The sequence below is a fragment of the Enterococcus mundtii genome (assembly GCF_002813755.1).
GTDB classification, from domain to species: domain Bacteria; phylum Bacillota; class Bacilli; order Lactobacillales; family Enterococcaceae; genus Enterococcus_B; species Enterococcus_B mundtii.
The window spans coordinates 1,803,471-1,824,382 of record NZ_CP018061.1 but is presented as its reverse complement, the minus strand read 5'-3'; the positions used below and the strand labels follow the sequence as shown (position 1 = coordinate 1,824,382).

General features: G+C 34.8%; 40 protein-coding genes and 1 tRNA gene. 32 read left to right on the top strand and 9 right to left on the bottom strand.

Annotation, left to right across the window (positions count from 1 at the left end):
- Window positions 1-44: 44 nt before the first annotated feature.
- From EM4838_RS08645 to EM4838_RS08635, 3 genes are all read right to left on the bottom strand, one after another.
- Entirely contained in the window at window positions 45-641 is a 597-nt protein-coding gene (locus EM4838_RS08645; RefSeq protein ID WP_010735121.1) for a TVP38/TMEM64 family protein, read from the bottom strand.
- Window positions 642-845: 204 nt separating this feature from the next.
- Window positions 846-1,181: a hypothetical protein gene (locus EM4838_RS08640; RefSeq protein WP_176285314.1), complete on the bottom strand. Its 336-nt coding sequence runs from the start codon at window positions 1,179-1,181 to the stop codon at window positions 846-848.
- Window positions 1,150-2,484, bottom strand: a complete 1,335-nt coding sequence (locus EM4838_RS08635) for a DUF1576 domain-containing protein (RefSeq protein ID WP_071866807.1) — start codon at window positions 2,482-2,484, stop codon at window positions 1,150-1,152. Before EM4838_RS08635 ends, EM4838_RS08640 begins: the two co-directional genes overlap by 32 nt.
- Window positions 2,485-2,737: 253 nt before the next feature.
- Between EM4838_RS08635 and EM4838_RS08630 the strand changes: the two genes are divergently transcribed.
- Together EM4838_RS08630 and EM4838_RS08625 are read left to right on the top strand one after the other, a co-directional pair.
- On the top strand, window positions 2,738-3,304 hold the full coding sequence (locus tag EM4838_RS08630) for a TetR/AcrR family transcriptional regulator (RefSeq protein ID WP_023519894.1): 567 nt from the start codon (window positions 2,738-2,740) through the stop codon (window positions 3,302-3,304).
- 319 nt (window positions 3,305-3,623) lie between these two features.
- A tRNA-Ser gene (locus EM4838_RS08625) sits at window positions 3,624-3,711 on the top strand.
- A gap of 96 nt (window positions 3,712-3,807) precedes the next feature.
- On the opposite strand, the gene EM4838_RS08620 is transcribed toward EM4838_RS08625, so the two are convergent.
- The 5 genes from EM4838_RS08620 to EM4838_RS08600 form a co-directional block, all read right to left on the bottom strand.
- Window positions 3,808-4,968, bottom strand: a complete 1,161-nt coding sequence (locus EM4838_RS08620; protein ID WP_071866806.1) for a site-specific integrase — start codon at window positions 4,966-4,968, stop codon at window positions 3,808-3,810.
- Between the two features lie 144 nt (window positions 4,969-5,112).
- Complete coding sequence (locus EM4838_RS08615) at window positions 5,113-5,709, bottom strand: hypothetical protein (RefSeq protein ID WP_071866805.1); 597 nt, start codon at window positions 5,707-5,709, stop codon at window positions 5,113-5,115.
- Window positions 5,710-5,795: 86 nt separating this feature from the next.
- The gene (locus EM4838_RS08610) at window positions 5,796-5,996 is read right to left on the bottom strand and encodes a hypothetical protein (protein ID WP_071866804.1); all 201 of its coding nucleotides are present in this window, start codon (window positions 5,994-5,996) and stop codon (window positions 5,796-5,798) included.
- Window positions 5,993-6,424, bottom strand: a complete 432-nt coding sequence (locus EM4838_RS08605; RefSeq protein ID WP_071866803.1) for an ImmA/IrrE family metallo-endopeptidase — start codon at window positions 6,422-6,424, stop codon at window positions 5,993-5,995. The genes EM4838_RS08610 and EM4838_RS08605 overlap by 4 nt, the downstream gene beginning before the upstream one ends.
- Before the next feature lie 19 nt (window positions 6,425-6,443).
- Window positions 6,444-6,773, bottom strand: coding sequence for a helix-turn-helix domain-containing protein (locus tag EM4838_RS08600; RefSeq protein ID WP_071866802.1), 330 nt, complete (start codon window positions 6,771-6,773; stop codon window positions 6,444-6,446).
- 397 nt (window positions 6,774-7,170) lie between these two features.
- On the opposite strand from EM4838_RS08600, the gene EM4838_RS08595 reads away from it, so the two are divergent.
- The 28 genes from EM4838_RS08595 to EM4838_RS08470 all read left to right on the top strand — a co-directional run bounded on the left by EM4838_RS08595 (window position 7,171) and on the right by EM4838_RS08470 (window position 19,042).
- The gene (locus tag EM4838_RS08595) at window positions 7,171-7,362 is read left to right on the top strand and encodes a hypothetical protein (protein WP_071866801.1); all 192 of its coding nucleotides are present in this window, start codon (window positions 7,171-7,173) and stop codon (window positions 7,360-7,362) included.
- A gap of 10 nt (window positions 7,363-7,372) precedes the next feature.
- The gene (locus tag EM4838_RS08590; RefSeq protein WP_071866800.1) at window positions 7,373-7,639 is read left to right on the top strand and encodes a hypothetical protein; all 267 of its coding nucleotides are present in this window, start codon (window positions 7,373-7,375) and stop codon (window positions 7,637-7,639) included.
- A gap of 13 nt (window positions 7,640-7,652) precedes the next feature.
- Entirely contained in the window at window positions 7,653-7,829 is a 177-nt protein-coding gene (locus EM4838_RS16595; RefSeq protein ID WP_169823218.1) for a hypothetical protein, read from the top strand.
- 41 nt (window positions 7,830-7,870) lie between these two features.
- Window positions 7,871-8,206, top strand: coding sequence for a hypothetical protein (locus EM4838_RS08585; RefSeq protein ID WP_071866799.1), 336 nt, complete (start codon window positions 7,871-7,873; stop codon window positions 8,204-8,206).
- The gene (locus EM4838_RS08580; RefSeq protein ID WP_071866798.1) at window positions 8,203-8,427 is read left to right on the top strand and encodes a hypothetical protein; all 225 of its coding nucleotides are present in this window, start codon (window positions 8,203-8,205) and stop codon (window positions 8,425-8,427) included. The genes EM4838_RS08585 and EM4838_RS08580 overlap by 4 nt, the downstream gene beginning before the upstream one ends.
- Before the next feature lie 10 nt (window positions 8,428-8,437).
- A complete protein-coding gene (locus EM4838_RS08575; RefSeq protein WP_071866797.1) occupies window positions 8,438-9,088 on the top strand; it encodes an ERF family protein in 651 nt (216 codons plus the stop codon).
- On the top strand, window positions 9,088-10,047 hold the full coding sequence (locus tag EM4838_RS08570) for a DUF1351 domain-containing protein (RefSeq protein ID WP_071866796.1): 960 nt from the start codon (window positions 9,088-9,090) through the stop codon (window positions 10,045-10,047). The genes EM4838_RS08575 and EM4838_RS08570 overlap by 1 nt, the downstream gene beginning before the upstream one ends.
- A 2-nt stretch (window positions 10,048-10,049) precedes the next feature.
- Window positions 10,050-10,748: a putative HNHc nuclease gene (locus EM4838_RS08565; protein WP_071866795.1), complete on the top strand. Its 699-nt coding sequence runs from the start codon at window positions 10,050-10,052 to the stop codon at window positions 10,746-10,748.
- Window positions 10,749-10,769: 21 nt separating this feature from the next.
- Window positions 10,770-11,546: a conserved phage C-terminal domain-containing protein gene (locus EM4838_RS08560; protein WP_071866794.1), complete on the top strand. Its 777-nt coding sequence runs from the start codon at window positions 10,770-10,772 to the stop codon at window positions 11,544-11,546.
- Window positions 11,543-12,778 carry a DnaB-like helicase C-terminal domain-containing protein gene (locus tag EM4838_RS08555; protein ID WP_081367428.1) on the top strand — a complete coding sequence of 412 codons (1,236 nt, stop codon included), beginning with the start codon at window positions 11,543-11,545 and terminating at the stop codon, window positions 12,776-12,778. The genes EM4838_RS08560 and EM4838_RS08555 overlap by 4 nt, the downstream gene beginning before the upstream one ends.
- On the top strand, window positions 12,775-13,092 hold the full coding sequence (locus tag EM4838_RS08550) for a hypothetical protein (RefSeq protein ID WP_071866793.1): 318 nt from the start codon (window positions 12,775-12,777) through the stop codon (window positions 13,090-13,092). The genes EM4838_RS08555 and EM4838_RS08550 overlap by 4 nt, the downstream gene beginning before the upstream one ends.
- Window positions 13,089-13,541 carry a RusA family crossover junction endodeoxyribonuclease gene (locus EM4838_RS08545; protein WP_071866792.1) on the top strand — a complete coding sequence of 151 codons (453 nt, stop codon included), beginning with the start codon at window positions 13,089-13,091 and terminating at the stop codon, window positions 13,539-13,541. Before EM4838_RS08550 ends, EM4838_RS08545 begins: the two co-directional genes overlap by 4 nt.
- Before the next feature lie 12 nt (window positions 13,542-13,553).
- Window positions 13,554-14,090: a hypothetical protein gene (locus tag EM4838_RS08540; RefSeq protein ID WP_071866791.1), complete on the top strand. Its 537-nt coding sequence runs from the start codon at window positions 13,554-13,556 to the stop codon at window positions 14,088-14,090.
- Window positions 14,091-14,092: 2 nt separating this feature from the next.
- A complete protein-coding gene (gene ssb / locus EM4838_RS08535; RefSeq protein WP_071866790.1) occupies window positions 14,093-14,512 on the top strand; it encodes a single-stranded DNA-binding protein in 420 nt (139 codons plus the stop codon).
- A 14-nt stretch (window positions 14,513-14,526) separates the two neighbouring features.
- A complete protein-coding gene (locus EM4838_RS08530; protein WP_071866789.1) occupies window positions 14,527-14,715 on the top strand; it encodes a hypothetical protein in 189 nt (62 codons plus the stop codon).
- A 3-nt stretch (window positions 14,716-14,718) separates the two neighbouring features.
- Window positions 14,719-14,940 (top strand): phosphocarrier protein HPr domain protein, encoded by a 222-nt coding sequence (locus EM4838_RS08525; RefSeq protein WP_071866788.1) that lies wholly within the window; start codon window positions 14,719-14,721, stop codon window positions 14,938-14,940.
- A 12-nt stretch (window positions 14,941-14,952) separates the two neighbouring features.
- The gene (locus tag EM4838_RS08520; protein WP_071866787.1) at window positions 14,953-15,147 is read left to right on the top strand and encodes a hypothetical protein; all 195 of its coding nucleotides are present in this window, start codon (window positions 14,953-14,955) and stop codon (window positions 15,145-15,147) included.
- Complete coding sequence (locus EM4838_RS08515; protein WP_071866786.1) at window positions 15,144-15,533, top strand: YopX family protein; 390 nt, start codon at window positions 15,144-15,146, stop codon at window positions 15,531-15,533. The genes EM4838_RS08520 and EM4838_RS08515 overlap by 4 nt, the downstream gene beginning before the upstream one ends.
- Window positions 15,534-16,001, top strand: a complete 468-nt coding sequence (locus EM4838_RS08510; RefSeq protein ID WP_071866785.1) for a class I SAM-dependent methyltransferase — start codon at window positions 15,534-15,536, stop codon at window positions 15,999-16,001. It begins immediately after the preceding gene.
- Window positions 15,998-16,240, top strand: coding sequence for a hypothetical protein (locus EM4838_RS08505; protein WP_081367427.1), 243 nt, complete (start codon window positions 15,998-16,000; stop codon window positions 16,238-16,240). Before EM4838_RS08510 ends, EM4838_RS08505 begins: the two co-directional genes overlap by 4 nt.
- Before the next feature lie 147 nt (window positions 16,241-16,387).
- Entirely contained in the window at window positions 16,388-16,957 is a 570-nt protein-coding gene (locus EM4838_RS08500; protein ID WP_100917267.1) for a DUF1642 domain-containing protein, read from the top strand.
- 2 nt (window positions 16,958-16,959) lie between these two features.
- A complete protein-coding gene (locus tag EM4838_RS08495; RefSeq protein WP_100917266.1) occupies window positions 16,960-17,160 on the top strand; it encodes a hypothetical protein in 201 nt (66 codons plus the stop codon).
- Complete coding sequence (locus EM4838_RS08490; protein ID WP_071868097.1) at window positions 17,160-17,468, top strand: hypothetical protein; 309 nt, start codon at window positions 17,160-17,162, stop codon at window positions 17,466-17,468. The genes EM4838_RS08495 and EM4838_RS08490 overlap by 1 nt, the downstream gene beginning before the upstream one ends.
- Complete coding sequence (locus EM4838_RS08485; RefSeq protein WP_081367484.1) at window positions 17,465-17,695, top strand: hypothetical protein; 231 nt, start codon at window positions 17,465-17,467, stop codon at window positions 17,693-17,695. Before EM4838_RS08490 ends, EM4838_RS08485 begins: the two co-directional genes overlap by 4 nt.
- Complete coding sequence (locus EM4838_RS16490; protein ID WP_157811374.1) at window positions 17,692-17,868, top strand: hypothetical protein; 177 nt, start codon at window positions 17,692-17,694, stop codon at window positions 17,866-17,868. Before EM4838_RS08485 ends, EM4838_RS16490 begins: the two co-directional genes overlap by 4 nt.
- 38 nt (window positions 17,869-17,906) lie before the next feature.
- Window positions 17,907-18,128 carry a hypothetical protein gene (locus EM4838_RS08480; RefSeq protein WP_071868098.1) on the top strand — a complete coding sequence of 74 codons (222 nt, stop codon included), beginning with the start codon at window positions 17,907-17,909 and terminating at the stop codon, window positions 18,126-18,128.
- On the top strand, window positions 18,125-18,316 hold the full coding sequence (locus tag EM4838_RS08475; protein WP_071868099.1) for a hypothetical protein: 192 nt from the start codon (window positions 18,125-18,127) through the stop codon (window positions 18,314-18,316). The genes EM4838_RS08480 and EM4838_RS08475 overlap by 4 nt, the downstream gene beginning before the upstream one ends.
- 246 nt (window positions 18,317-18,562) lie before the next feature.
- On the top strand, window positions 18,563-19,042 hold the full coding sequence (locus EM4838_RS08470; protein ID WP_100917265.1) for an RNA polymerase sigma factor sigma-70 region 4 domain-containing protein: 480 nt from the start codon (window positions 18,563-18,565) through the stop codon (window positions 19,040-19,042).
- 235 nt (window positions 19,043-19,277) lie between these two features.
- On the opposite strand, the gene EM4838_RS08465 is transcribed toward EM4838_RS08470, so the two are convergent.
- Window positions 19,278-19,760, bottom strand: coding sequence for a hypothetical protein (locus EM4838_RS08465; RefSeq protein WP_071868004.1), 483 nt, complete (start codon window positions 19,758-19,760; stop codon window positions 19,278-19,280).
- 280 nt (window positions 19,761-20,040) lie between these two features.
- Here EM4838_RS08465 and EM4838_RS08460 point away from each other — a divergent pair, with 280 nt between their 5' ends.
- Together EM4838_RS08460 and EM4838_RS08455 are read left to right on the top strand one after the other, a co-directional pair.
- Window positions 20,041-20,427, top strand: coding sequence for a Rho termination factor N-terminal domain-containing protein (locus EM4838_RS08460; protein ID WP_071868003.1), 387 nt, complete (start codon window positions 20,041-20,043; stop codon window positions 20,425-20,427).
- A complete protein-coding gene (locus EM4838_RS08455; RefSeq protein ID WP_071868002.1) occupies window positions 20,424-20,804 on the top strand; it encodes an HNH endonuclease in 381 nt (126 codons plus the stop codon). Before EM4838_RS08460 ends, EM4838_RS08455 begins: the two co-directional genes overlap by 4 nt.
- Window positions 20,805-20,912 lie beyond the last annotated feature (108 nt).

Sequence of the window (20,912 nt, the reverse complement as noted above, 5' to 3'; positions counted from 1 at the left end):
CAGGAATCTTTCATTGCAGTACTCACAGTGTATCTATTAAGAAATTATCCTAACAAGCCAGTCAGGAAGTTACCACCATAAATCAATGCCATGCTGTACAAAAAGATCGATAAGGGTTTAGCAATCAAAATAATCAACGTGTATTTTTTGACTGAGATATTTGTCAAGCCAGCCATTAAACACAAGGCATCGTCTGGTGCTACTGGTAAGAAGATCGCTAGCGCAAAAAGCTTTTCAAAACGACTTTGGTTTTCTAACCAACCAATATATTTGTCATATGTTTTATCACTAATCATCGACAGGATAAATGGTTTTCCATATTTTCTACCTAATAGGAAAATAATGATCGAACCGATACAAATACCAACGTAATTATAGATAAAGCCAGCGTAAGGACCAAAAATCAGGACACCTGCTGCGGTGCTGATCCCCCCAGGAATGATCGGTATAACGACTTGCAGTATTTGGATCAAGATAAAGATTATCGGTCCTAAAATAATTGAATCACCTACAAGACCTCTTAATGCGTTCAAATCTTTAAAGACGCCTAGATTAATAAAATAAATCGTAAGTGCAATTGAAAAACCAATACCGATGATCGATATAATATTCATTAATTTACGTGATACTGCAACGTTCATCCCTAGTCAACTCCTTCGAGGTTTTCATCTGATAATTGTATTTTACCTGAAAAGCGTAACTGCGCGCCACTATTTCAAGTGAGAAACAACAAACAATTTTGTAAGTTCAAACCAAGTATAGAGGATGAAACAAAATAAAACATCCATCTAGAGTCTTATTTACTTAATTTTATGATCTATAAAAGGTTCATGGCTATTTCACATTTAAATTCGGCGAAAAATCTTGATGTTTAAAATTGGCGAATCATACATGATTTCTACATCATCGATCAGATTCCCAAGTAATCGATAGGATTCTTGGCCATGAGAAGGGGTGCCTAGCAACTCGTGGTAATAGATCTCCATACTAGGATCTCTAGGTGTATTCAACAGTGAGGCCAATGTATTCAAATCTTTTGGCGGATTTTTTGTTGTTCCTTGGAATTCGATATATAGTCCTTCATCTGTATACTCTAAGCCAATACGAATCTCCTTGATCTCGTGTTCGTAAAGATACGTGAGAAATTCATCAATGATCCTCTTTGATAGTTCTTTTTCCATTTCCATGTGCGTTCTTTCCCTTCCCGGTAAACGTAAAATTTTCTAGGATAGGCACTAGTATACCAGCAATAAATCCCGTTGAAAACCCACTATTATATAGATTCAATCCTCCATGCAAGTTACTGAGATTATGGACAAGAGTAATATGTAAAAAGCCTGCAATCACTCCATAAACGCCGCCATAAAATCCACTGATCGGGGCAAGCCCTGTACCGAAAATCGCAGCTACGAGCATGGTCGTATCGGTCATATCATGCATCGTTCCTAATATTGAGGCAATGTAGATACCAATCAAAATCGGAAAACAATTTTTAACATGACTTCCGAATGAGCTGAAACCAGCCACTGAGATGATTCCTCCCACCACAGGCCCATTTAGCACACCACCGATCAGCAAGACGTAAGACATCAATAACAAGCCAACCAAGCCCATATTGATCAAGGTGGCGCCGATACCTGATGTGCCGATGAAATCTGTTGTAAGTTTTCCAGAAGACTCAAAGATTTCACGTAGCCCTTTCAATTTGGATGCGTTAAAGAAGAAGCCACAAACAGCGGTTGATAAAAAGAATAAAAAGATGATCCAAGTCAATTCGTGGTGGTAATCAGTCGAAAGAATCGAGTGTACTTCGATCGAATAACTAAATTGCCGAAGAATACCTGTTACCAACATAGCAATCAACCCTGAAGTAAAACCAATATTATAAAGTGTAAAACCACGATGAAAGGTCAGAGTCTGAACAGCTAGGATCGGCAATAAAAAACCAACGATCAAACCGGCTAAATTACCCAAGAAAGCACCTTGAAGGATTGGTAAACCCATCCCGAACGTAATATAGCTGACAACTGGAGAGAGTGCACTACCAAATAAGCCAATCATTACATATTGAGAAAATGGTTTGTGCATAAAATAGGCATATAAATAAACACCGAGGATAATGGAGATGGAATTGTATAGATTTTTCCCAAAGAATGAAAAACCCGCGACAGTCAATATGGAAGCAAACATCGCACCATTCAACATGACTTTATGGCGATAGGCGAGTAACACAGAAGAGAGTGTAAGTAAGCCTACATTCATAAATGCGCTTCCAAATCCGCCTAAAGCAATATAATCAGTCAAGAGATTACTTGGAGAGGTCATGATGACCGTTAGTCCAACAAGATTATTTGTCAAAGAATCACTGAGCAAGCCAATAATCAAAAAAAACAATCCTGAAAAAATAAGGTAAAAATAGTTTTTCCTTTGAGAAATGATTCTTTTTTTAGGATGAATATAAATAACGTCACTTTTATTCTTCATTACACACCTTCTTTTCCTTTTTATTTAACTATAACTTGAAAGAAAACTTTAGGTCAACTTAAATTCAACACAAAATCAAAAATTGTAAGGGGAAACAAATTACGTAAAAAAATATTTAGAAAATTGAGAAAACCAATAAAAAACACATATATGCTTTAAAATATAACAATTTAGGTATATTATTTGCAAAAATTGATCAATATCGGTTAAAATAAAAGAACAGAGACTGTAGCATGAAGTGGGGGAGTTTATTATGAGAAGAAAAGTCTATACGAAGGATCAAATTCTGAAAGCTGCATATGAAGTTGTTGCTAAAGAAGGATTTAAAGGTTTCACTGCACGAAATATCGCGAAGAAGATGGGGATATCTACCCAACCGATTTACTTAGAGTTCAAAAATATGGAAGATTTAAAAAATACGCTATTAGATGTTATCTTCCAACAGTTAGAAGAAGAAGTGTTTCCTGTAGAGCGTACAGGAGATAAAATCATCGATTTAGGATTGAATTATATTTATTTCGCTAAGAAAAACCATAGCCTTTATATGGCTTTATATATCGATGAGCATGGAAATGGTCAAAAGATGCATGATTTTTCTTATAATTATTTCCGCAAGTTATTAAAAGAGGACGCACGTTATAAAGATTTATCGGAAGAATATATCGATGCACTGCATACTGGTACTTGGGTAACTATCACTGGTATCGCTTCATTGATGTCTTCTAGTATCATGCATCCTACAGAAGAGCAAATCATCTCGATCATCAAAACGACGGTCGATTCCGTACTTGCAATTGAAAATCCAGAAAAAATACGCTAATTGCCACATCATGAGGTTGTGACAAAAGTGTTTAGCCTCGAGAAATAAAGCGCCATCCACGAAATTTGTTCTTCAAATTTATGTGGATGGCGCCTTATTTTTTCGAAGAGGTTACCGCCGTTTATTCAGTTGTAGATGGTGCGAGAGGATGAATATTGCATAAGCTACTTTATTCTTAGCGAATAACTTGAACAGTGTTCTTGGATTTAAACATAACAGTTATGGTATTTAAATGACCAGTTTACAAAACAAACAAGATTAACAAGAGTGCATAATACCTCTTGACATTTTTAGAAAAAAGATTAAAAATAGTAGGCATGGAAGGTTGGCAGAGTGGTAATGCACCGGACTCGAAATCCGGCGAACCGGCTAACACCGGCGCGCAGGTTCAAATCCTGTACCTTCCTTTATATCAACGTTTCTGAGCTATCTGGCGTTTGCCGGATAGCTTTCTTTTTAAAAAAGAGTACCCCTTTTAGTACCCCTTTTTGACTTTATCCCATTCATCCTTTCATATAATTTGAAAAGTTAGAAATAGTGGTCTTATTTTTATTTTCTGTAACGTGCGTGTAGATATTCGCTGTTGTTTGTATGTCTGCATGTCCTAATATTGCTTGAGCATCTTTTAGAGAAGCACCAGATTCAAAAAGTAAACTTGCGTGTGTATGTCGAAATCCATGAGCGGAAATTCGTTTCAGATTTTCGTTTTTCTTATAAATTTGTTTTAACCAAAACCGTGTAATTGTTGGATTATACAATTCTCCATTATTGGAAAAAATTAAATTTGTACTGTCGAAAATATGAGTAAGTTTATTACTGCTTTTTTTATATTTTTTTAGAGCATTTGATAATTCATGATCTAAATATATAGTTCTAACTCCATTTTTCGTTTTTGGCTCATTTACAATTAAACGCCCATTTTTGCCCCTTGTGATAGTTTTATTGACGGTTAGGGTATTTGTCCTAAAATTAATATCCGACCATGTCAGAGCAAACGCCTCGCCTTTGCGTAAGCCAGTATAAGCTAACAAATAGAAAAAAATATAAATAGTGTCTTTTTCTCGCTTAGCAGCATTCAAGAATTCTAGTAACTCATCTTTAGTGTAAAATTCAACATCCTTTTTTTCTATTCTTAGGATTTCACCCTTTGGTACTGTGATAATTTTCATAGGATTGCTTTCTGTTTCCTGAATTGAAACAGCATAGTCAAAAACATTGGAAGTATAGTTTTTATATTTTTTGAATGTTTTTGGATATTGTTCTGACCATTCATTCACAGCTTTCTGGCAAAAAAATACGTCTATTTTGTTTATAAAGTTTTCTCCAAAGACGGGTAGAATATGAAGCCTAAAAATTTCTTCGGTAGATGCCCAAGTACTTTCTTTTACAGTTTTTTTATAATTTTCGAACCATAAATTATATATTTCCAAGAATTTTTTACTTTGCTTTACTTTTACTGAGTCAGCACCTTCATTTTTTACTTGAGTTTCAATCCTTCTTAAAGCTCGGTCTGCTTCAAGAGCAGTTTTAAAGCCCATTTTTTTCACTTTTCTCTTCTTGCCAGTCATTGGATCTACACCGGCGTAAATGTAGAACATGTATTTTGTTTCATTCTTTTTTGTCAAATAGCTTTTAATGCGTTTATCGATTTCTCGTTTCGCCATCTTCAATCTTTCCTTTCGTACGTTTGTTCGGTTGTACAGCGGATTTCGAGATGGTAAAATAGGGTACAACAAATAGACCTACTTTACCGTAGTTCTTTGCACATTTGCGTTCTTGGTCGGGCGGCAAGTGTGCTTTTTTATATATTAATAACCATTTTCGTTCCAAAATGCGTTTGTTAAAGTTTTGGCAGCCATTTTAGGGACTGTTTTATCATCTTTGTTATCCATGTAGTATCTTGGTTGAATGTAATATGCGGATGATAAATCATAAAAAGCTTCAGAATCAGCAGTTACTTGATCGACCCAATTATCAAAATTGATGTCCTTAATTGTAGAATCTTCAAACATCGCTGAAATTAAAACTCCTTCTGAGCTATTTCCTTTTTCATCTAAAAAATCAGTATTTACTTTGACAATAATATTTTCGTAACCTTCTTTTTGAACTACCTTTAAATCTTTTGCAGCAAGCTCAGGGAAGGCTATATTTATAAATGTGTTACCTGAAGTAATGATTTCATCTTTGATAGTTATTATTGCGTTTTTACCATCAACCTTAAGCTCTGTATTTTTACTAACTTCATTCAATTTCTCTTCAATAGTTTGAGGTTTCTCTTCAGTTCTATGAGAATAACTATTAAAAAGGGTGACACCAAACGATGTAACTAGGACAATTACTATTATCATTAAACAACCTAAACAACCATTTGAATCATTTTTTGTATTTATTTTTTGCCTTTTCATATCACATTCCTCACAATCAATTAAGTATAATAATATTGATATCACTGTAAGGTGAGGAAAGGGTCCGTGTTGCAGCACGGGCTTTTTTATTTGAATAAATCCCAAAAACTGAAGGTGGTTTTCTTATATACTTTGTTATATGCAGCTTTCTTTGGATTTTTAATCCAGCCAGTTCCTTTCTTTCCATAACCAGGAATTACTGCTTTTTTCACAGTGCGCTTAGCTCTACCAGTGGTTCGAGCGCTAACTGATTTCTTTATACTCGGCTTTCTCATTCCTATTTTCATTGATTAATCTTCCTTCCAACTACTCTTAGATATTCGCCTGTTGTTACATAATGCACAATAAGCTGCTTAACGTATTCCTCATAATATAAGTCAATCCCATATATTTCCATAAACGTCATGTAATTAAATTCACTAAGATGGACAAAACTATTTTGAACGTATTCTTTTAATAGTTTTCTTATCATAAATTTATTTGCTTCATACTCCATCTTCGAATGGAATACAGCTTGCTGATAAAGAGCCGTAAGCTCATTATGATCTAGAGCATGACGAGCTTCATGTAACACTACTTTTCTTTGTTCCATTTCTGATAAATTTTGATTTACGAAAATTGTTTTATACTTTGGTAAATAAAAACCTTTATTATCAATGTCTGTAATAATAATTTCAATACCATTTTCACTTAAAGCTGATTTAACATATTCCAATTTTCATCAACCTACCTCATTATTTACTTTTTCTTCCCTCCAAAAAAATTCTTACTGCTTCTTTATCTTTGTCAGTTAGAGGTTCACCGTTCCAAGTCATAGCATTTTCTAATGCTTTCTCTAATTCTATTTCAGAAATCTTGTTAGTGTTGGTTTCATCGTCTCTACCTAAAAGATAGTCAGTTGATACACCTAAATAATCAGCTACTTTTTTTAAATACTCAGATTTAGGCTCTTGAGTTTTCCATTTGTAAATAGTACTTGGTCCAAAACCAACACGACTAGATAGCTCTTTAATAGATAAATCTCTTTTTTTTGCCAATTCTTTTATTCTCTCAAATGTTGTCATATCAAGGTTCCTCCGACATGAAAAGATAAAATTTACCCCGTAAGGTCAAAAAAACTATTTACAAATTATCCTTTTAGGGTTATTATCTTTCTTGTAAGTTAATTTGATAGAAAAAACCAAAAAATATAGACCTTCAATACGAAAGTTTGCCGACTTTTCAAAATGTTAAAGGTTATAATTACAGGCTTTTTGCTATGTCTTGATGTTACCCGATAGGGTTAAAATTGTCAATGAACTTTATAAATTTTTCTATCATTTTAACTTACATATTTAAGCATTAAAAAAGTATAGAAGGTGATTTATGCAACGAGTATCATTATTTGTATTTTATTTGGGAACTATTTGAACCTATTAATCTTTCGATAAAAGGGATGAGGACAAGAAAGGAAGTGAGGATGTGTCAAATTTGGATAACGGTCGTGAAGCAATAAAGAAGTTCATGAAAGCAAATGGAATTACTGTGGATGATTTAGCTACTGCATATGGGTATACACGAGTTCGAATGCAACAAATCATTGATGGTCATTGGAGCGGGCCAAAAGCGAATAAAACTATTTTGGAAATTATTCGTGATTATAGAATTCGATAGGAGGATTGAAATGAACATTCTTAGTGATGAGTTTTTAACCCATTTGAGAGTTGCGATTGTAGAAATCATAAAAGATGCAATTAAGCAGATTTCAACTAAAAACTTGTCAGAAACAAGATATCTAAAAAAAACCGAAGCAAAAAAATATGTAGGAGGTGTAAACGAAAAAGGTTTTGAAAAACTAATAGCTCATGGACTAAAAGAAATTCGTATCGATGGTTTCTTAAGATACGACAAGAAAGACATCGATGAGCTAATGGCTAAATACAAAATATAAGAAGGGATAATACATGGACAAACTTAATACAACAATCGTATTCAGCGCGCCAATCATCATTTATCTACTGAGTATCTGGGGAAGTGAACAAGCTTTGATTGGGGTAATTGCCTATTTAGTATGGATGTTCGCAGGACTAGATGAAGCTGAATATCAGACTAAAAAAAGACACGACCGCCGCCAAGCATAATCGTGTCCACAAAAATAAAAATCACAAGGAGATTTTATCACATGAACGTAAAAATTGAAAACTTAATTAAAGAATTAGCGAATGAGCTACAAGAGCAAGAAGCCGGAATGTCGTTAAGTATTGTCAATTCAGAAGGCGAAACAATCATTGCACAAGGAGGCAGCGACATACTAGTCGGTTTAGGGGTTCTTGAACAATATGAAAAAACAAAAGAAAAATTGGAATATAGCGATTGTGATTGTCCCGGCCATCGTGAAGTTTTCAAAGGGTTTGGTATTGAACGTGAATACAGCGATGAAGTTACAGAAGAGACAATCAAAGATTTTACTGACTTCCTTAAATTCTTATCCAATGGAATGGGAGGTACAAAAAAATGATTTCAGTGACTGGATTAGGCGATGAAATATTCGAAGTAATGATGAACAAGGCGCAACAAGACATCCAAGAACAAATTTTGACTGCGGCTTCTCAAGGTCAAACAAGTTGTACTGTTCGTTCAAAAGGACTGACACCATCATTTCTATCAGCGTTGGAAAATGAAGGTGTTTCGAACATTCAACGTGAAGATGGCTCAGTTAAATTATTTTGGGAATTTTAGGAGGTAGGCAATGAGCGAGAAAACTTTTACTGAAAAAGTAGTAACTATTCAGACAGAGCTTAAGGCACCAAAAGGGCAATTCAATAAATTTGGTAATTACAAATATCGATCACTAGAAGATATAAACGAAGCGCTAAAACCATTGCTAGCAAGAGAGCAATTACAGTTAACAGTTAGTGATGAATTAGTACTCATAGGTGAAAGATACTATGTAAAGGCAACCGCAACTATTTCAGATAGTGATGGTAATTATGTCGAAGTGCATGGCTATGCGAGGGAATCGAAGGACAAGAAAGGAATGGATGATTCTCAAATTACTGGAACAGCTTCATCTTATGCTCGGAAATATGCGATGAATGGTTTGTTCTTAATTGATGATACAAAAGATGCTGACACAGATGAATATGCTAAACAAACAAAAGAATCAGCAAGTAAAAAACAGTCTCAGCCTCCAAAAAGTAAAAGCATTTTAACGGATAGTCAAAAACAAACTGCTGTTTCAAAAATGACTGAGTTTGCTAAACAGCAAAATATGAAGTTAGAACAAGCAGTAAACAAATTATTCCCTTATCTGAAGTTAGAGCCTGATTTGGCTAAATTAACGCCAGATGGTTTCGGCATATTGATGAATTACCTTAACAAAAAAATGGGAGGGCAATAATGAAAAACGAAGTTGCTTTAAAAAATGAATTGAACTTCTCGGTTGATTTTAAACAATCTGAGATTACTGTTGCAAATAAAGAAGAGTTTGAAAAGGCGATTAAGGCTTATGCAAATAAATATGAAAATTTGATCATTGATCCCAATAATGTCGCTGATGCAAAAAATGTTCGTGTTGAAATCAACAAGGTAAAAAAAGGACTTGATGAGAAGCGAAAGGAAATTAAGAAAAGTTTCAATTTACCACTATCACAATTTGAAACATGGGTTAAGGAACAGCAAAAGGAAATCGAAAAAGTATTAGCCCCTATTGATCAAGGGATTAAAGAATTAGAAGAAATTGAACAACAAAAAAGAAGGCAAGTTATTGAACAACTGGTTAAAGAAATGTGTGAAACACATAATGTAGATTTTGAAGAAATCGAAATCCATAACTCGTGGTGGGAGCCTTCCGGATCGTTTACCAAAAGTAACAAGCCTACGAAAAAAACTATTGAAGCTATTTCTTTTAGTTTAAATCAAATTGCGGAAAGAAAAAGACAACTAGAAAACGATATTGTAATTGTTTCTAATTACGCACAAGCTGTTGGTTTGGAACCTGAATCATGGACAGTACAAGTCAAAAATGGGGGGACTCCTACTCAATTGATTCAGATGATGGATGAAGCCATTCGAGAAAAGAATGCTAAACAAGAGTATGAAGAAGCTATGTCAAAACTCGAAAAAGAAGAATTGAAAGTATCAGAAAGCGGAACTTCTTTCAACCCAGAAACTGGAGAGGTAGTATCAGAAAATCTTTTTGAAGATGAATTTCCTTTCGATCCTGATGATCCATTTCCTGATATTCCAGCAAAAGAAAATACTATTTTAGTTAAACTGTCTGGACCAAAACATTTATTGATCCAAGCAAGACAATATATTTTGGGCTTGGGTATAAAAATGGAAGACGTTGGTGATTAAGAGTGAAAGTTTTTGGGAAACTGATAAGTGTTTCTGGGAACAAGATAACTCTAGAATTGGAAGATAAAGCAAATATCAAACGAATTAGTACTTTTTCAGATGGGGCAGTTCCTACTGTGGAAGTCGATGTAAAAGATGCACGGAAAATTACAGCGGCACAAAGAAAATTTATCTTTGCCTTATGTAATGATTGTGACGACTGGATGGGAATAGAGCGAGGATATATGCGCCAATGGTTTAGAGATCACTTTGAATTTTATTACGGATACGACAATTTCAGTTTATCGAATTGTTCAGAGGAAGAAGCAACATTGTTTATTGACTTGATTTTGGACTTTGTCTTTAAGCATGAGGTTCCACTACCAAAAGGAATACAAATCAACTTGATACCTAAAAATCAACAACATTATTTCTATTTATGTTTGAAATATCGTATCTGTTGCATAAGTGGGCAACCAAACGCTGAAATTGCCCATTACAATGCTGTTGGTAACCGTAAGAGAAAAAAAGTGGATCATAGAAAACTGTTATTAATGTCTTTATCCCATAAATATCACATGGAGCAACATCAAATAGGAATCAAAGAATTCATGAACAAATACCATGTAGCACCTATTTATCTTGATACTGAGACAGTTATAGAACTTGGCTTAATGACTCGAAAACAAGTAGATGAAATGGACAGTATGGCTCATGAATAGTATGGAAAGTTGGTGCTAAAAATGGATAAAAACATACTCAAGCAAGAGGATTTATTGTCAAAGGGTTACGGTATTATTCCAAAACTAGTGATGAAAGATTTGAAAATAAGTGCTGAAGCTAAAGCAATATATGCATATATCTGTTCTTATTGTGGAGCAGGTGATACTGCGTTTCCTTCTGTTGAATTAATTTGTCATGATTTGGGAATAAGCGAAAAAAGGTATCAGCGACATATAAAACAATTGAAAGAAAATGGGTATGTCATAGTTACACGCAATCGCATTAAAAGTGGTTTTAGCAATAATATCTATACTTTGCCTAAAACCGTAGCAGTACAAAATGTACCGGTACAAAGTATACCGGTACAAAGCTTACCGGTACAAAATGTACCTACTAATATTAACAGTCTTAATAATAACAATCTTAATAGTAACAAAAAAGATAATATGTCGAGTTCAGAAAAAATACCATTTAAAAAAATTATTGATCATTTAAATCAAGTAACCGGATCACGGTTTAGTTCTAAGAGTTCAGATACTCAAAAGCACATCAAAGCTAGATGGAATGAAGGAAATACGTTGGAAGATTTTATTTCTGTAATTGATATCAAAAATAGTCAATGGAAAGACAATGATGATATGAGGAAATATCTTCGTCCATCAACATTGTTCTCAGCTAAAAACTTTGAAAATTATAAAGGAGAGGCGATTGCAGAAAAGAGAAAAGCAAATCAAAAAGAACAAGTTAACGATATTGATTTACACGAGCTAGATAAATTATTTGGTGATGATACATGATTAATAATTTTGAAATGCAATTCACAGCTAGTTTGTTGAATGATCCAAAACAAATAAATGATATTTCAATCAACCCAGATTGGTTTATCAATGATTCTTTTAAAGAAATAGTTATTGCCATTCAAAGCAAAAACGGTGAACAAGAGCTTTTAAGTGATATTTTAACAACTATTAAACAGCTCTATCCATTTAACAATATCACGATTGATGAGTTGATTATGTTAAAAGATAGTGAACCAACGAGTTCAATGGCGGATTTTTACGCAATCCAAATTCATAAAACCTTTGTAAGACAAGAGCTTAAACGATTAACAGATAGCTATAGTGCTTCAGAAGATGAAAGGTTATTAGAACAGATAGCGGATTATCAAGAAGAACTACAAAGTTTGAATAAAAAGAAAATGGATGGATCCATTAAAGGTTATGAACAGTTTATTGAACATTTAAAAGCAGAAAAAAATAATTTTATCAAAACATTTAAACCTTTAGATACATCACTAGGTGGTGGCTTTGGACCAGGGGAATTGGTTGTTGTAGGTGCAAGACCAGCAGTAGGGAAAACTGCTTTTGCTATTAACTTAGCTTTACAGTCGATAACCAAAAACGAGGGAATAGCGACTGATATATTCACTTTGGAGATGACACAAGAACAAATGATGTATCGCTTCGTATCTAACAAAGCCAAAGTTAACAACATGCAAATTAGAAATCCAAAAGGGTTAGATCGTTCAAAAAAACGACTTGCAGCAAAAGCTTATCAAGAAATATCAGAAATGAATTTAAGGATATACGATCAGGAATACACTCAATTGAATGACATAATCACAGCTATTAAAAAGAGAGCAGTAGAAGGAAAATATCTTGCAATCATTGATTATGTAGGTTTGGTTTCTGTAACTGATTCTAGAAAAGACCAAAGACAAATTATCAGCGAAGTGACTAGACGATTGAAGCTATTAACAAATGAACTCAAGATAACGATTATTCTGTTAGCTCAGTTGAGTAGAGAGACAGAAAAAACAGGAAAAGTTCCTACTCTAGCAGATTTAAAAGATTCTGGATCATTGGAACAAGATGCAAATATCGTGATGTTCTTATATCGACCTGATGAAGAAAATAGGCAAGCAATCAAGGTCAAAATTGCAAAAAGTCGTGATGGAGTAATCGGAGAAATTCCATTCAAATTTATCGGTCAATTTATGGATTTCAGCCCAGAGGTGCAGTACGGATGACTTACAAAGAATTTACGAAAATTATGCAAACTGAAGAACTGGAAGAAAGCGAGCTAGTTCGCTATTACCTGCGTGAAGCGGGAAAACGTCAAAAATACATCAAGACTTTGGTGAAACACAATTCACCAAGTGAAGCTATTCAAATTCAAGAAGATAAGAAAATAGAATATCTTTGGCAAGCATTATTCACTGCTATTGATGAAAAGAAACAAGGTTGGCGTTACGTGGAAGATGGTGAGAAGGTAAAACCTATGCTTTTACAACAGCTAGAAGATATCCGAGTGTCGGAACATTTGAGGAGGGAAGCTCAATGACAATCTATTCAAACGAAATCAAGATAGTTGTACCTGGTCAGCCGGTTCCTCAAGGCAGACCTCGATTTGCTCGGAGAGGGAATTTTGTTTCAACATACGATCCAAAACCCAGTGCAGATTATAAAAAAAGAGTGAAGAGATACGCTTCGCGACTAAAGTTGGATAATTTATTGACTGGAGAGCTTGAAGTCGAAGTTTTGATCTTCAAAGAGACTTTGAAAAGCTTCAACAAAGCCAAACGAATTGATGCAGAAGCAAAACTTTTAAGACCAATTACAAAACCTGATGCAGATAATTACGCCAAAGGTGTACTTGATGCGTTGAAAGGAATTGTTTGGAAAGATGACGGACAAGTCGTTGATTTGATTGCTAGAAAATATTATTCCTCTGAACCAAGAGTTGAAATTTACATTAGAGAACTCACAGCTACACAACAACAATTATTTTAGGAGGTTGTCAATATGACAAGAGTAGAATTCAGACCAAATTTAAAAGAGGTAAAAACAACAAACGGAAAGACTAGATTGATTCTAGAAATTGATAAACATCTTTTAAAAGGATGTATGGAAGATTTATCTATGTTGGAGGGTGGCAAAATCACCGCCTCTTTTCGCCCAGAAACTATTTCTTACTCGGTTCCATATGATAAGACTACTAATACGCCAACGCTTCGCTACGAGCAAAATACAAGCGGAGAATGGGAAGTAATTAGAGAAGAACAAACCAATCTGATGGGTGAAGACGATATTGAAAAAAGAAATTTCTTAGTTGAACTTGATATCGTTGATGAATTTATTAAAACAGCAAGATTAGATTATCCTGGTGAAATTAATCCTGATGATGTGTTAGAACGTATTGAAACAGGAGAAAGCCTTGATGATATAGCTTTGGACTACGAAATGATTGTTGAAGATTTAGAGATGGAGTTAGATCAAGCAAGAAATTATTATGCGCCTTATGCGGCTGCTTGGGATGAAAAAAGAAAGCGTGAGGATTAAGCATGATTAATAACGTTGTATTAGTGGGACGGTTAACTAAGGACCCAGACATAAGAAATACTCAACAAGGAACGACGATCGCTAGTTTTACACTAGCGGTCAACCGTAACTTTAAAGACCAAAATGGAAAGCGTGAAGCAGATTTTATTAATTGTGTTGCTTGGCGTAAGACAGCTGAACTAATCGAAAATCATGTTAGTAAGGGACAACAGATTGGTGTAGTAGGACGAGTACAAACACGGTCGTACGATAATCAGCAAGGGCAGAAAGTTTTCGTGACGGAAATTGTTGTAAATGAACTGCAATTTTTAGAATCGAAAGGAAATAGAAACCAGAATAATAATCAAAGCAATACTGATTTTTCAGATCCGTTCGGTGAAACATCGATTGATATCAGTGATGATGATTTGCCATTCAGCTAAAGGAAGTGGGAATAATGATTCAATTAGCAGGTATTCAGACAGGAAAAATCTACTTTTCAGGAGATAACAAAAGCGAAGCAAATAAGTGGTTGCTTAAAACATACACGAACAATAAAAAGCTAAGGAAAAAACATCCGGATGTATTTTTGAAAGATGATCAAATTATGCCGGAACCGATGCTTATAACTACTAAGGAGGAATAGCAAATGGTTGGATTAACAATATTCTGGTGTTTCATCGGTGGTTTACTAGCTTTATTGGGCTTTTTTCTAATTGGTCGTAATGACAAAAACGGAAAAGACACTACGGTCTTAGGTACAGCTCTGTTAGCGCTAGGCATAATGATTGTCGTTGGTGCAGAGTTAAACATTTATGTAAATGGTACGCAAGAAGATTTGGTAAGGTTTATGTTTTGGACGATAGATTAAGGAGGACAGCAAATGAAAGCCTATATTGTAGCAATAACTAATGGTCAGTACATGTTTCCGGTTAGAGATGGAAAGCTATATAAATCAAAGTCAGCAGCAAAGAAGTTTTGTGATCAATACAATCAAAAGCTACCTGTTGCTACTGAGTCGAAAGCAAGAGTATTAGTTGCAGACAATTGGCATGAGGAAAGAGAGGACAGCAAATGATACCGAAGTTTCGAGCATTAAATATAAAGACAGGATTTTGGTTTGATGAACAAGAATTAGTTTTTTGTGATGGTAAATGGTTCCAGGATTGGCGTAGTTTTGAAGACGACTTTCCGTTGGATATGCGAGATTGTGTTGTTATGCAATCCACAGGACTGAAAGATAAGAACGGCGTGGAGATTTTCGAGGGGGATATTGTGAAAAAAACAAATGGATCAATTGGCTATGTTGTTTATCTGCAACAAGAAGCAGGCTTTGTAGTTGTACTGAAGAAAAGTGATTATAGATTGGGACATAGAAATACTGGTGAACCATATAAGGAAGCAACTAACCACGAAGTTATCGGAAATGTATACGAGAATCCAGAGTTATTGGAGGTAAAGTGATTGCCTAAAATATTAGATGCATGTTGTGGTAGTCGTTTATTCTGGTTCGATAAAGATTGTAGTTTTGCAACGTATATGGATATAAGAGAAGAAGAGTACGAGATTTACGGAAAGAAAATAAATGTGAAACCAGATGTTGTAGCTGATTTTAGAGATATGCCTTTTGAAGATAATGTTTACGATTTAGTTGTATTTGATCCGCCTCATTTAAAGTGGGCTGGCCAGAATTCGATTATGAAAGGTCAATATGGACAGCTAGATAAAGATAAATGGCCAGAAGATATAAAACAGGGAATGTCTGAGTGCATGAGGGTTTTAAAACCAAATGGAACACTGATTTTCAAGTGGAATGAGAACCAGGTAAAACTCAAAGATGTTTTGAAAGCTATTGAACCATATAGCCCATTATTTGGAAACAGGAGGAGTCAAACACATTGGTTGGTTTTTATGAAGGAGGAACAGCGGTGAGGTTAAAAGTTCTAGAACAAAAACGCCTCGGAAATGAAACAGAAGCAATGTTGCTCTCTGTTGAAGATGGTGAGGTTTATCAAGTCAGCCTTATCATCACGAGGTTTGAAAAACCGTATTACGGTAATCAACTATATCAAACATTTGCGTATCGAGAAGAAGCAAAAGAATTTTACAACAAACTTTGTGAAATGAGGGAACAAGATGAACAAAAGGCAACGAAAGAAAAAAACGACTGAACCTGTATATATTTTTCATGGTCACGATGTTGTTTCACCAAACATGTGGAAAAATGGAAACTACAGAACCAGACTTTTATATAAGTTAGCAGTGAAATATGGGCTGTTAGAACAAACAAGAGAATATAAGCTTTAGGAGGAACTGCGATGAATAAACGGGATTTGATTGGAAAATGGGAGAATAAGAAAGGTGCTCCTTCATATGAAATAAGCGCCTTTCCGGTTAATCCATCTTTAAATGAAATGTATATTGCAGGATATGGCGTTGCTAAAACAGAAATCCTAGAAGATTTAAAACAACTAGACGAACCGCAGAAGCCAGTGGTGCCGGAGTTTGTGGCGGAGTGGTTTGAAGAACATAAAGATGATTTAGAATTTCCTATTTGGGAATTGTGTGCAGATTCTTATAATGCTGAAGATGAACAAGGAATGCTTGATTGGATTCAGTGTTCTGAAAACAAACCAATCGAAACCCTCATCCGCATGAAAGACGGCTATGAGGTCGAAAAAGAGCCATTGTACATGGTTCCATTGCTAACAGACAAAGAAGGTAACAAAAAGATACTAGTCGAGCGTAGAGGACAGTACGACATCATTTGGGATTATGAGAATGAGGACGACTGGCATGAGTTGCTGACCGAGGAACAGATTAAGTCGGTGAATCCTGATTACTGGAAGTTTGCGGTGCTATATGAGCCTAGTGAGGAGGTGGCGTAAGGATGAGCGAAGAAAAAAGTTTAATTATTTGGAATAAAAACGGATCAACAATGAAATTTGAAAAAGTAACAAATTTTATAGAGGACTGGCAAAGAGATCAAATTTCTTTTGAATATTTTGGGATTAGCACTCAAGTGAGACGTGAGGCGAAATTCTACACTAAAAATATTGCTGGCTATGCGTTAGAACAGGAGGAATCATGATGGCAACTAAAAAGACATATACATTTGAAATTACATGTGATGTTTGTAAAAAGAAAGAAACTATCCATGAAGGTGATCCACAAAGCATTTTTCCTGTAAAGAGTGCTGTTAGAAAAATAGGGTTTTTAGACGATCGTGGGCATCTCGTTAAAGCGGAAGAACAACCGCTGTTAATTGAATCTTTAGATTTATGCCCTGAATGCAGAGAGAAATCTTACACAATGATAATTGCTAGCATTGATCAACCATATACTACGATTGCTAGATATTCGTTTTTAAGCAATAAAGAGTTGGAGGAAGCGGAATGATAAAAATGACATTGGAAGAACTACAACAAAAATATAAAAGAGGCTGGTATAGAAAGGGTAAAACGTATCGTTTTCTATGTGCTATTGATGGTATGGGATTTCTAATATATAAAACAAAATCAGCAATGAAAAAGAAAACATCCACGGTGTGGGGAATTAATCCAGAATGTGATGAGTGGTTTTCTAAAGCCGATTATATTGGATTAGACTTGGAGGAAGCTGAATGAAAGTAAAAGACTTAGTTAATCTACACTATGGTGATATCAGAATAGATATTGAAGTTGAACCACGGCTATGGGATTACCAGTTTAATAAAAAGGATTGTATCGTGGAATATGGGGATGCTGAGGTAGAACAATTCTGTGTTGATATCGAAACGAATGAAGCAGGCTATCCTTAACGTATTCTAAAAATATCGTTACGTGAGGTGGAAGCGGAATGAAGGAAGCCATAAAAGAAAATTTCAAGTACATTTATCTAATGATGTCCTTAATCATGATCATTATATTTGGGTTCAATAATGAATTTGTTAAAGCAGTAGTTATAGGGATTTTCGCAGTTGAATACATCAAAATAATGATGTTATCTGAGCTATCAGAATATTTGAAAACGTCAGTAATAATTCTATATAAAGGCAACGAAAGTGAGGATTCAGAATGAACGATAGACACCGTAGAGTAGCAAAACTCAAGAAACAAGAACTAAATGCAGCAAAAGCAAAACTTGCGAGTGAATACGGAGTATCTATAGAACAAGCGATTGAGATCGCCCAAAGCATTAAAGAAGCATTTCGCAAGATAGGTACGTCCTTACAAGTGCTACTAAAAAATAATCATGAAAAACAATAGATTTTGACAGAAAAGTAAGTAAAAAAGAAAGTGGCTGTTTTCCGCCAGCCACTTCTCAAGTAGTCTATAGTTGTCAAAGGACACATCTAATATAGCATGGGCTATTTTTCCTGATGTTTCAATTTATGTATTTTGATGTGGTAATTAATGTATCTCATCATGATGAACAAGGTAAAAGCGAATAAAAAAAGCCACCTCTTAACGAGATAGCACCACAAAACTATTTTACCATAAGGGGTGGCGTTTGTGAGGTTTCAGTGGTTAAAAGATTATCAAGAACTTGATGAGCAGATTCTTTACTTAAAATGGAATCTTAATAAAAGTAAGCTTGAATTGAGTCGGTGGGTTTATGGAGATTTAGCAGACGTCCGCATTGAAAAAAATTCCAGATCATCCATGTTAGAAGAAAACATTCAAAAGATCGAAAATGAAATTGAAATACTCGAAGAGCAACGCAAAGAAATGCTTGCTATTATTAACTCCTTCAAGGGGATTGATAATGAGATCATTCGAAAAAAGTATGTCGAGGGTTGTTCATTAGAGATAATAGCGGAAGAGATTGGCTACAGCGCATCTTATGTAAGACAAAGACATGCTGATATTCGTAAAACTTTGGATTTCTTGGATGAATATGAAATGAACAAGTTAAATAGACAAAACAAGCTTAGTGAGATTGATTATTACAATAAGGGTAGGCACGAAGCTGCACAAATTAGTTTGTTCTAAAATTCCAATGTTCACTAAATGTTCGAACATTGTAGCTATGTCAGTCTTGTATACAGCGTGATATTCTATTAGTGTCAAAAAAATATGAAAGAGCCAAGATATCCCAACCGTTTTATTAATTGGTATCTGTGGCTCTTTCTATTTTTTTGATTAGACAGCGATCAATAAAAATTATGTTAAAGGATGTGAAACAGCTCCTTGTAAAAATAGTTCGTTTGATTCAACTGGTTGCTGTCTATTTTCTTAATAAGCTAATAGGATATTGAATTAAAGAATCATCATTAATAAAAGGTAAATCAATTGAACCATCTAATGTTTTGAAGTTCCAAACTGAAGAATATGTTGGTTTCTGTACTTCGTTAGGATTTTCAATCCGAGATAAGTTGATTAATTCATTCATTAGTATATGTGGGTATTCTTCTAATTTTAAATTATCAATAAACACCTGATCAAAATATCTATAAACTTTATGACGTACAACACTATATAGATCATTTGTGCCTGCTCGTGAGTTTGTTTGATGGTATTCTCCATCCTGAAAATATTCATCAATAATCGGAAAATTAGGGCTAGAATAAATAATGTTATTGCCAAAAGCTGGTCCAAATGTTGTACTCCATAAGATTTTAAATTCTTTAAAGTTTTCTTTCTTTCTTTTTGCCATTTCGTTAAAAACATCTACGGCGTACTCAAATGCTTGTAATTCAGTTTTGTTCACAATATCACTCCTTGTAAGTATTATCAGCGGACCACTCGCTGATAGATAAAATTATACGACATGTAATTTTTTTCACAATGAAATAAAAAGTCAATTTTAGTTATTAATAAATACACTTTTTGAACATGCACGTTAGTGAGTTTGGGTTTACGGTGATCCCAAGTTACCAGTTAACAAAAACCGTGAAGAGTCATAACTGCATCTCGTTGATGAGGTGTAGTTTTTATATACTGGATCACTCGATGAGTGGTCTTTTTTTATTAGAAAGGAGAGAATCAGAATGGCAATGACTAAAATTAGAACATCAATTACAGGAACAGAATATTGGGATTCAGAAAAGAAAAAGACTGTTGTGGTTCCGAAAGGTCAAGAACCTAACTTTGAAGTAACGGAAGAAAAAGGAATATTAAGTGATGGCAAAACCTTTTTGTCTGTAAATGGTGAACTCATAGCTAGTAGCAGTGAAATTCTTGATAGTGATGGAAACACTGTCGCTGACTTTGACGAAGACGAAGTTACTAACGATCAGTCCAATGAAAAAACAGATGAACTGGATAACATGACTGCAAAAGAATTGCGTGCATATGCTAAGAAACATGGCATTGATATTCCAGGTGCTATCCGTGCAAAAGGAGACATCTTGAATATTATTCGTGAAGCAGAATGAAGTACTGTCAGTTTGACGGATGCACGAACAAGATAGCAAAGGGAATCTATTGTGCCGAACACAAGCGATCAAGCAAATCACGCAAGAAGAAGCAAAAAGCAAAGTCTGTTTATCATCATGAGAACAAACCATTCTATCGAACGCAAGCATGGAAAGATATGCGCCAATTTATTTATGAAAGAGAAGGTGGACACTGTCAGCGGTGTGGTCAGTTCATCTTTGGAAAGAGAGCGCACGTCCATCACATTGTACCAATCAAAGACAACGAACTGCTCAAGCTTGATCCAAACAATCTTATGCTCTTATGTTCAAAATGCCATCCAATTGTTGAAAACGAAACGGAAGAAAAAAAGGTTTTCCCATCGTATTTCAATTGAAGCCCCCCTATCCATTTTTAAATTTTTTTGTCGTGGGGGGATAGGGTAGCGGGGAGGCACGCGCATCGTTTGGTCAATTTTTTCAAAAAATAAAGGGGGGTGTATACA